At 73.6% G+C, this 9852-nt stretch carries 8 protein-coding genes and 1 pseudogene; all 9 read left to right on the plus strand.

The features are described 5' to 3' along the window. Window positions 1–493 precede the first annotated feature (493 nt). Complete coding sequence (locus tag AC0CYZ_RS09265) at window positions 494–1039, plus strand: MarR family winged helix-turn-helix transcriptional regulator (RefSeq protein WP_472214519.1); 546 nt, start codon at window positions 494–496, stop codon at window positions 1037–1039. A gap of 124 nt (window positions 1040–1163) precedes the next feature. Continuing rightward, window positions 1164–3224: an excinuclease ABC subunit UvrC gene (gene uvrC / locus AC0CYZ_RS09270; protein ID WP_472214521.1), complete on the plus strand. Its 2061-nt coding sequence runs from the start codon at window positions 1164–1166 to the stop codon at window positions 3222–3224. A gap of 16 nt (window positions 3225–3240) precedes the next feature. Beyond that, the gene (rapZ, locus tag AC0CYZ_RS09275; protein ID WP_472214523.1) at window positions 3241–4131 is read left to right on the plus strand and encodes an RNase adapter RapZ; all 891 of its coding nucleotides are present in this window, start codon (window positions 3241–3243) and stop codon (window positions 4129–4131) included. Then, window positions 4128–5312: a gluconeogenesis factor YvcK family protein gene (locus AC0CYZ_RS09280; RefSeq protein ID WP_472214525.1), complete on the plus strand. Its 1185-nt coding sequence runs from the start codon at window positions 4128–4130 to the stop codon at window positions 5310–5312. The genes rapZ and AC0CYZ_RS09280 overlap by 4 nt, the downstream gene beginning before the upstream one ends. Further along, a complete protein-coding gene (whiA, locus tag AC0CYZ_RS09285) occupies window positions 5303–6316 on the plus strand; it encodes a DNA-binding protein WhiA (RefSeq protein WP_472214527.1) in 1014 nt (337 codons plus the stop codon). The genes AC0CYZ_RS09280 and whiA overlap by 10 nt, the downstream gene beginning before the upstream one ends. A 144-nt stretch (window positions 6317–6460) precedes the next feature. Continuing rightward, a complete protein-coding gene (gene gap, locus AC0CYZ_RS09290; RefSeq protein ID WP_472214529.1) occupies window positions 6461–7477 on the plus strand; it encodes a type I glyceraldehyde-3-phosphate dehydrogenase in 1017 nt (338 codons plus the stop codon). Further along, window positions 7477–8682: a phosphoglycerate kinase gene (locus AC0CYZ_RS09295; protein ID WP_472214531.1), complete on the plus strand. Its 1206-nt coding sequence runs from the start codon at window positions 7477–7479 to the stop codon at window positions 8680–8682. The genes gap and AC0CYZ_RS09295 overlap by 1 nt, the downstream gene beginning before the upstream one ends. Then, window positions 8682–9464, plus strand: coding sequence for a triose-phosphate isomerase (gene tpiA / locus AC0CYZ_RS09300; protein ID WP_472214533.1), 783 nt, complete (start codon window positions 8682–8684; stop codon window positions 9462–9464). The genes AC0CYZ_RS09295 and tpiA overlap by 1 nt, the downstream gene beginning before the upstream one ends. Then, a pseudogene (locus AC0CYZ_RS09305) lies at window positions 9465–9773 on the plus strand (triose-phosphate isomerase family protein); the annotation flags it as partial. Window positions 9774–9852: the final 79 nt, after the last annotated feature.

The raw sequence follows: 9852 nt of genomic DNA on the forward strand, positions 1-9852 counted from the left end.
CTGTGCGCGACGCACACGAAGGACGGGCCGGCGCTCGACCCTGTAGGAACCAGCGCGTCGCACACACACCGCGCCGGACCCGTGGTTCGACCCCGTCGAAACCAGCGCGCCGCACACACACAGCAAGGTCGTCGCCCTCCCCGCCGCGGCCTCACCGAGTGGACGCCCACGGCTGCGCCCGGAACCCCTGAGGTCCACTCCGGGCGCGGCCGGCGGTCCTCGCGGCCTCGGAGCTCACTCGGCTGAGACCGGCCGCCCGGCCGCGGCGCGACCGCGGGGCGTTCGCGAACACGATGTGTGCGCCGCGCGTCGGTTCCCCCAGAACCGTGCCCGACCACCAGCAGAGTGTGTGCGCCGCGCGTCGCTTTCCCCAGAACCGTGCCCCGCTGCCGGCAGAGTATGTGCGCCGCGCGTCGACGCCCTGCACCGCCCGCGCCCCGCGATTCCGCCGAAGCGGACCCGGCCGGCGTCGTCGATCTCTACCGTCGCTCCCGTGGGTGAGGTCGACACCGAGAAGCGGGCCGCGCTCGACCGCGCGGAGAACGCCGAGTTCGCACAGGGCGTCCTGGACCGGTTGCTGCCGGTCGTCGGGGAGTTCCTGCGGGCCGACGCGACGAAGCTCGGGCTGGACCACTCGATGCTCGCCGTGCTGGACGTCCTCGGGATCGTCTCCCCGCTCTCGGTCGCGGCACTGGCGGGACGGTGCTCCCTGAGCCACGCCGCGACGGCCCGGGCCGTGGGCCGGCTCGTCGACCAGGGGTACGCCGAGCGGGTCACCGACGAGGGGGACGGTCGCAGCCGCTGGTGGGTGGGGCGCGCCGCCCGGGGCGACGAGACCCTCGCCGCCGGCCGCGCCGACCTGCGTCGGGACCTCGAACGCCTGGCGGCCCAGCTCCCGCGAGCGGACCGCCTCGCGGTGCTGCGGGCGCTTCCGCTGATCGACGGCGTCGTCGCCCGGCACGCCCGGGCCCGGCGGGAGTCCGCCTGGCGCGAGACGCAGTACCGACGGTGGCGGGAGCGGCAGCGCGACTGGTGGTGACATGTCGAGCCGACACACCGTGATGCACGTGTGTCTTGTGGAGACACGCCGAACGACACGCCGATACCACCCGCTTGGGTGCACGCCGACACGCTGAGCGGACACGCCTACGCTGGCACTCGCCATGGCCGATCCGAGCACCTACCGCCCCGCGCCGGGAACCATCCCGGAGGCGCCGGGCGTCTACCGGTTCTCCGACGCGAGCGGCCGCGTGATCTACGTCGGCAAGGCCAAGAGCCTGCGCTCGCGGCTCAACTCCTACTTCGCGGATCTCTCGGGGCTCCACCCGCGCACGCGGCGCATGGTCACCAGTGCGGCGGCCGTCCAGTGGACCGTGGTGGGCACCGAGGTCGAGGCGCTCCAGCTCGAGTACAACTGGATCAAGGAGTACGACCCCCAGTTCAACGTCCGCTACCGCGACGACAAGACCTATCCGGTGCTCGCGGTGACCCTCAACGAGGAGTACCCGCAGCTCAAGGTCTACCGCGGTCCCCGTCGCAAGGGCGTGCGCTACTTCGGCCCGTACGCCCACGCCTGGGCCATCCGCGAGACGCTCAAGCTGCTGACCCGCGTGTTCCCGGCCCGGGTGTGCTCCCCGGGGGTGTTCAAGCGTCACGGCCAGATCGGCCGGCCGTGCATGTTCGGCTACATCGGCAAGTGCTCGGCCCCGTGCGTCGGGCGGGTGAGCGCCGAGGAGCACCGCGCGATCGTCCTGGACTTCTGCGACTTCCTCGCGGGCCACACCGACCAGCTGATCGGCCGCATCGAGAAGGACATGCAGGCCGCGGCCGCGGACATGGACTTCGAGCGGGCCGCGCGGCTGCGCGACGACGCCGGGGCGCTCAAGCGGGTCGTCGAGAAGCAGGCGGTCGTCCTCGGGGACGGGACCGACGCCGACGTCGTCGCCTTCGCCCTGGACCCCCTCGAGGCCGCCGTGCAGGTCTTCCACGTGCGCGGCGGGCGGGTGCGCGGCCAGCGCGGCTGGGTCGTCGAGCGCGGCGAGGAGGACGGCCTGGAGGACCTGGTCGGGCAGTTCCTCTCGCAGTTCTACGGCGAGCAGGCCGCGCTGGCGGGCTCGGCCGACGACGCCGTGCAGCCCGTCCCGCGCGAGGTGCTGGTGCCCGCGATGCCCGAGGACCACGCGGCCCTCACGCAGTGGCTCTCCGAGCTGCGCGGGAGCCGGGTGAGCCTGCGGGTGGCCCAGCGCGGCGACAAGCGCACCCTCGCCGAGACCGTCGAGCGCAACGCCAAGGAGGCGCTCACCCAGCACAAGCTCAAGCGCGCCGGGGACCTCACCGCCCGCAGCGCGGCACTCGAGGAGATCCAGGAGTACCTCGAGCTGGACTCCGCGCCGCTGCGCATCGAGTGCACCGACGTCAGCCACGTCCAGGGCTCCGACGTCGTGGCGAGCCTCGTGGTGTTCGAGGACGGCCTGCCCAAGAAGTCGGATTACCGGCGGTTCGCCATCCGGGGCGGCGCGGAGGGCGGCGACGTCGCGGCGATCGCCGAGGTCGTGCGCCGCCGCTTCGCCCGCTACCTGCGCGAGACGGCGGACGATCACGCCCACGACCCGACGTCGACCTCCTGCTCGGGTGAGACGGCCGACGGTGCGCCCGCGAGCGGTGAGATCGACCCGGCGCAGATCGACGGCCCGTTGCCCGGCATCGACCCGACGACGGGACGCCCGCGCAAGTTCGCCTACGCGCCCAACCTGCTCGTCGTCGACGGCGGCGCCCCGCAGGTCGCGGCGGCCCAGGAGGTGCTCTCCGAGCTGGGGATCACCGACGTCGCGGTGTGCGGCCTGGCGAAGCGGCTCGAGGAGGTGTGGCTGCCCGGCGAGGACGCCCCGGCGATCCTCCCGCGCGCCTCCGAGGCGCTCTACCTGCTGCAGCGGGTGCGCGACGAGGCCCACCGCTTCGCCATCACCTACCACCGCCAGAAGCGCTCGACGCGGATGACGGCCTCGGCGCTCGACCACGTCCCCGGGCTCGGCGAGACCCGCCGGACGGCGCTGCTCAAGCACTTCGGGTCGGTGCGCAAGCTGCGGGCGGCGTCGGTCGAGCAGATCACCGAGGTGCCCGGCGTGGGCCGGCGGACGGCCGAGGCGGTGCTGGCGGCGCTCAACGACGACGACGGCGGAGCAGGGACCACACAGCCGGGCACGACCACGGGGGAGGCGTCGTGAGGCGGGAGAGACGGACGTGAGCACGGCGGACACGCCCGACGGGGGCGTCGAGGTCGCGATCGTCACCGGGGTCAGCGGGGCGGGACGCAGCACCGCGGCGAAGGTGCTCGAGGACCTCGGCTGGTTCGTCGTGGACAACCTGCCGCCGGAGCTGCTCGAGACCGTCGTCGACCTCGGCGCGCGGTCGAAGGGTCAGGTCACGCGCATCGCGGTCGTCATGGACGTGCGCAGCCGCGCGTTCACCGCCGACCTGGGCGCGGCGATCAAGGAGCTCGACACCCGCGGCGCGCGGCCGCGGGTGGTGTTCCTCGACGCCGACGACGCCGTGCTCATCCGCCGCTTCGAGGCGAACCGCCGGTCCCACCCACTGCAGGGCGATGGGAGGCTCGTCGACGGCATCGACGCCGAGCGGGAGCTGCTCGCCCCGCTGCGCGACGTCGCCGACCTCGTCGTCGACACGTCGAACCGCTCGGTCCACGAGCTGCGCAAGGCGATCGAGGACGCGTTCGCGGTCAGCGCGGCCGAGGTGGGCTCGAGCGTCACGGTGCTCTCGTTCGGCTACAAGCACGGGCTGCCCGCCGACGCGGACCTCGTCGTCGACGTGCGCTTCCTGCCCAACCCGCACTGGATCCCCGAGCTGCGCGAGCACGACGGCCGCGAGGCGGTGGTCAGCGACTACGTGCTCTCCCAGGAGGGCGCCGAGGAGTTCCTCGAGGCCTATCTCGCGCTGCTGCGCCTGGTCGGGGTGGGGTACCGCCGCGAGGGCAAGCGCTACCTCACCGTCGCCGTCGGGTGCACCGGGGGCAAGCACCGCAGCGTCGCGATCGCCGAGGAGCTGGCCCGCCGGATGACCGGCGAGGACGGGGTGCGGGTGACCGTCACGCACCGGGACGTGGGGCGCGAGTGAGCCCGCCGACCAACGGCCACGGCGCCGCCCACGACAACCCGGACGCGCCCGGCGCGGCGTTCAAGGCCACCGCGCTCGGCGGCGGCCACGGCCTGCACGCGACGCTGCGGGCGCTGCGCCGGCTCACCGACGACGTCACCGCGGTGGTGACCGTCGGCGACGACGGCGGGTCGTCCGGCCGGATCCGCCGCGAGCTGGACATCCTGCCGTGGGGCGACCTGCGGATGGCCCTCGACGCCCTCGCCGAGCGCGACCACGCCGGTCCCACCGACACCGCGACGTGGCGGCGGGTCTTCGAGCACCGCCTCGGCGGCACCGGCGCCCTCGCCGGGCACGCCGTCGGGAACCTCGTGCTCGCCGGCCTGCTCGACGTCGTCGACGACCCGGTGGCCGCCCTCGACGAGGCCTGCCGCCTGCTCGGGGTGCGCGGCCGGGTGCTGCCGATGAGCCCGCTGCCGGTCGACATCGAGGCCGACGTGACCGGGCTCGGGATCTCGGCGACGGCGGGGGGCGGCGAGACCGACGGCGACGTCGCGCACCGGATCCGCGGGCAGGTGGCGGTGGCGACGACGCCGGGCCGGGTGCGCCAGGTCCGCCTGGTGCCGCGCCGGCCGAAGGCGTGCCCGCAGGCGGTCGAGGCGATCCGGGCGGCCGACGTCGTCACCCTCGGGCCCGGGTCCTGGTTCACGAGCGTCATGCCGCACCTGCTGGTGCCCGAGCTGTTCACCGCGCTGTGCGAGACCGAGGCCCGGCGGGTGCTGGTGCTCAACCTCGCCCCGCAGCCGGGCGAGACCGCCGGCTTCTCGCCCGAGCAGCACCTCGACGCGCTGGCCGAGCACGCGCCGCGGCTGCGCCTCGACGTCGTGGTCGCCGACCCGGGGGCGACCCCCGAACCGGACCGGCTGCGCCGGGGCGCCGAGGCGTTCGGCGCCGAGATTCTGTTCACCGCCGTCGGCGAGCCCGACGGCGCCCCGCGCCACGACCCCGTGGCCCTGGCCGGGGCACTGCGCGATGCGGCGGGCAGTGCGGCATCGCGCGACCGCGTCCCACCCGACGAGTGGGACGCGCGCGTCGACGAGTGGGGGAGCGGGGTTCGCCGCCGTCTCGGGGCCGGAGACGTGTTCTTCACCCCGACCGACGACGCGCGCCGCTACGACGAGGAGGATCTCCGGTGGCCATGACCGCTGCGGTGAAGGACGAGCTGAGCCGACTCGCCGTCACGAAGACCTGTTGCCGGCGGGCGGAGGTGTCGGCCCTGCTGCGGTTCGGGGGTGGGCTGCACATCGTCAACGGGCGCGTCGTCGTCGAGGCCGAGCTCGACACCGGCAACGCCGCCCGGCGGCTCCGGCGCGAGATCCACGAGCTCTACGGCCACCAGCCCGAGGTGCACGTGCTCTCGCAGGGCAACCTGCGCAAGGGCACGCGGTACGTGGTGCGGGTGGCGGCCGACGGCGACTCGCTCGCCCGCCAGACCGGCCTGCTCGACCCGCGCGGACGCCCGGTGCGCGGGCTGCCGCCGCAGGTGGTCTCGGGCGGGGTGTGCGACGCCGAGGCGGCGTGGCGGGGCGCGTTCCTCGCGCACGGCTCGCTCACCGAGCCGGGCCGCTCCTCGGCGCTGGAGATCACGTGCCCGGGCATGGAGGCCGCGATGGCGCTGGTCGGCGCGGCCCGGCGTCTGGGCGTGGCCGCGAAGGCCCGCGAGGTGCGCGGCGCCGACCGCGTGGTGGTCCGCGACGGCGACGCGATCGGCGCCCTGCTCACGCGGATCGGTGCGCACTCCTCGGTCCTGCAGTGGGAGGAGCGCCGGATGCGCCGCGAGGTCCGCGCGACGGCGAACCGGCTCGCGAACTTCGACGACGCGAACCTGCGCCGCTCGGTGAAGGCCGCGGTCACCGCCTCCGCGCGCGTCAACCGCGCCCTGGAGCTGCTCGGCGACGAGGTCCCCGACCACCTGATCACCGCGGGCCGGCTGCGCGTGCAGCACGAGCAGGCCTCCCTCGAGGAGCTCGGCCAGCTCGCCGACCCACCGATGACCAAGGACGCGGTCGCCGGACGGATCCGCCGCCTGCTCGCCATGGCCGACAAGAAGGCCAAGGACCTGCGCGTCCCCGACACCTCCGCCGCCGTCACCGAGGACATGGAGGAGGAGGAGCTCGTCGAGGTCCCGGCCGGGCGCGCGCACTAGCCGGGGAGCGGTTGCGCACACCACCTCCTCACCGGGTCGGCGCGGGACGTCCGCTTCGTTAGGGTCGCGCTGCCAGCGGGAACGTCGGTGCAGCCCGCAGTGCCGCGGCCCCTCGCCGACACACGAGAGACAGGACAACGCCCTGTGACCATCAAGATCGGGATCAACGGCTTCGGGCGGATCGGCCGCAACGTGTTCCGCGCCCTGGAGAAGCAGCGTTCGGAGGGCACGGCCGACATCGAGGTGCTGGCCGTCAACGACATCACCGACAACGCGACCCTGGCGCACCTGCTGCGCTACGACTCGGTCCTCGGGCGCTTCGACGGCACCGTCGAGGCCACCGGCGACGAGCTGGTCGTCAACGGCAAGCACATCAAGGCCCTCGAGGAGCGCGACCCGGCGAACCTGCCCTGGGGCCACCTCGGCGTCGACGTCGTGATCGAGTCCTCGGGCCTGTTCACCGACGCCGACTCGGCCGGGAAGCACCTCAAGGCCGGCGCCAAGAAGGTCGTCATCTCCGCCCCCGCCAAGGGCGAGGACCTCACCGTCGTCATGGGCATCAACGACTCGAGCTACGACGGCAGCCAGAACATCCTCTCCAACGCCTCCTGCACCACCAACTGCGTGGCGCCGATGGCGAAGGTGCTGCACGACGCGTTCGGCCTGCAGACCGGGTTCATGACCACGGTCCACGCCTACACCGGCGACCAGCGCGTCCACGACGCCCCGCACAAGGACCTCCGCCGGGCCCGCGCGGCCGCGGTCAACATCATCCCGACGACGACGGGTGCGGCCCAGGCGACCGCGCTCGCGCTGCCGGCGCTGGAGGGCAAGCTCAACGGCGTCGCGATGCGCGTCCCGGTACCCGACGGCTCGGTCACCGACCTCACCGCGACCCTCGACCAGGAGGTCACGGTCGAGCAGGTCAACGAGGCGTTCAAGAAGGCCGCCGAGGGCGAGCTCAAGGGCGTGCTGGTCTACACCGAGGACCCGATCGTCTCCTCCGACATCGTCGGCCAGCCCGCGTCGTGCACCTTCGACTCCGGGATGACGAAGGTGCTCAACGGCAACACCGTGAAGATCATCGGCTGGTACGACAACGAGTGGGGCTACTCCAACCGCGTCGTGGACCTCACCACGCTGGTGGGTTCGAAGCTCTGATGAAGACCCTCGATGACCTGATCGCCGAGGGGGTCGCGGACCGCTTCGTCCTGCTGCGGACGGACTTCAACGTCCCCATGGACGGCTTCACCATCACCGACGACGGCCGGATCCGGGCCGCGCTCCCGACGATCACCCGGCTCGCCGCGGCGGGCGCGAAGGTGCTCGTCATGGCGCACCTGGGGCGTCCCAAGGAGACGCACCCGCTGGGGCGCGACCCGGTGATGACCCTCACCGCCGTCGCCGGACGCCTCGGCCAGCTGCTCGACCAGCGGGTCCAGCTGGCGAAGGACGTCGTCGGCGACTCCGCGCACGACATCGCCGCGGGCCTCGAGTCGGGCGGGGTGGCACTGCTGGCCAACGTGCGGTGCGAGCCGCGCGAGACCGGCACGGCGTCGGAGCGGGATGCCCTGGCGACCGAGCTCGCCGAGCTCGTCCCCGGCGGCGCCTTCGTGTCCGACGGCTTCGGCGTGGTGCACCGCGAGCAGGCCTCGGTGTACGAGATCGCGCGCAAGCTCCCGGCCTACGGCGGCGACCTCGTCGCCCGCGAGACCGAGGTGCTGCGCCGGCTCACCGGCGACCCGGCCCGGCCCTACGTCGTGATCCTCGGCGGGTCGAAGGTCTCCGACAAGCTCGCCGTGCTGACGAACCTGCTGCCGAAGGTCGACACGCTGCTCGTCGGCGGCGCGATGTGCTTCACGTTCCTCGCCGCGCAGGGCCACGACGTGGGCGGCTCCAAGCTGGAGTCCGACCAGGTCGACACCTGTCGTGAGCTGCTGACGAAGTACGCGGACACCCTCGTGCTGCCCAGCGACGTCGTCGTGGCCTCCGAGTTCTCGGCCGACGCGGACACGCGGACGGTCCCGGTGACGGAGATCCCCGACGGCTGGATGGGCCTCGACGTCGGGCCGGAGACGGTCGCGACGTTCGGTGCGCGTCTCGCCGACGCGGCCACGGTCTTCTGGAACGGGCCCATGGGCGTGTTCGAGATGGCGCCGTTCGCGGCGGGCACGACCGGGGTGGCGGAGGCCGTCGCGGACAGCCCGGCGTTCAGCGTGATCGGCGGCGGGGACTCGGCGTCGGCGATCCGCGCGGCGGGTCTCGACGAGGGGCGGTTCGGCCACATCTCCACCGGCGGCGGTGCGTCGTTGGAGTTCCTCGAGGGCAAGGAACTTCCCGGCATCGCCGTTCTCGAGGAGGCCTAGTGGCGCGCAAGCCGCTCATCGCCGGCAACTGGAAGATGAACCTGAACCACCTCGAGGCCATCGGGGTGGTCCAGAAGCTCTACTTCGCGCTGCCGAGCAAGTACTACGACCACGTCGACGTCGGGGTCTGCCCGCCGTTCACCGACCTGCGCAGCGTGCAGACGGTGATCGACGCGGACTCGATGCCGATCTCCTACGGCGGGCAGGACCTCTCACCGGAGGAGTCGGGCCCGTTCACCGGGGACGTCTCCGGGGCGATGCTCGCCAAGCTCGGGTGCGCGTGGGTCATCGTCGGCCACTCGGAGCGACGGACGATCCACGGCGAGGACGACGCCCTGGTCAACCGCAAGGTGTCCGCGGCGCTGGCCCAGGGCCTCACGCCGATCCTCTGCCTCGGCGAGGGGGAGGAGGTCCGGGAGTCGGGGTCGCACGTCCCGCACTGCACGGGCCAGCTCGACGGGGCCCTCGCCGGGCTCTCCGCGGACCAGGTGTCCCGGATCGTCGTCGCCTACGAGCCGGTCTGGGCCATCGGCACCGGGAAGACCGCGACCACCGAGGACGCCCAGGAGGTCTGCCACGCGGTGCGCGAGCGGGTGCGGGAGGTCCACGGGGGCGAGGTGGCCGACGCGGTGCGGATCCTCTACGGGGGCTCGGTGAAGTCGGACAACGTCAAGGACCTCGTCGCGCAGCCCGACGTCGACGGGGCGCTCGTCGGCGGGGCGTCGCTGGACCCCGAGGGGTTCGCGGAGCTGTGCGCGCTCGCCGCGGGGGGCCCGCTGTAGGGGCTGGCCGCCGAGCAGGTGCGCGGGATCGTCGTCGCCTACGAGCCGGTCTGGGCGATCGGCACCGGCGAGGTCGCCACCCCGGAAGATGCGCAGGAGGTCTGCGGGGCGCTGCGGTCGCGGCTCGCCCAGCGTTTCGGCCCCGAGACGGCCGAGGCGGTCCGTATCCTGTACGGCGGGTCGGTGAAGGCCGCGAACACGGCCGGGATCATGGCCGGGCCGGACATCGACGGTGCGCTGGTCGGCGGCGCGAGCCTGGACGCCGACGAGTTCGCGCAGATCTGTCGGATCGCCGCCGACGTGGGCTGAGGCCCCCGGCGGCCGTGGGGGAAGCGGGGACCGGTTGCTGGAACGGGTGCTGGGCCGGCTGCCCGCGGCCGTCCGCTCC

It is taken from the genome of Actinomycetospora sp. (assembly GCF_055612215.1).

Excerpts from the sequence above, each read along its gene's own strand:
- AC0CYZ_RS09295 (WP_472214531.1), top strand. The coding sequence starts at position 7,477 with ATGAAGACCCTCGATGACCTGATCGCCGAGGGGGTCGCGGACCGCTTC.
- uvrC (WP_472214521.1), top strand. The coding sequence starts at position 1,164 with ATGGCCGATCCGAGCACCTACCGCCCCGCGCCGGGAACCATCCCGGAG.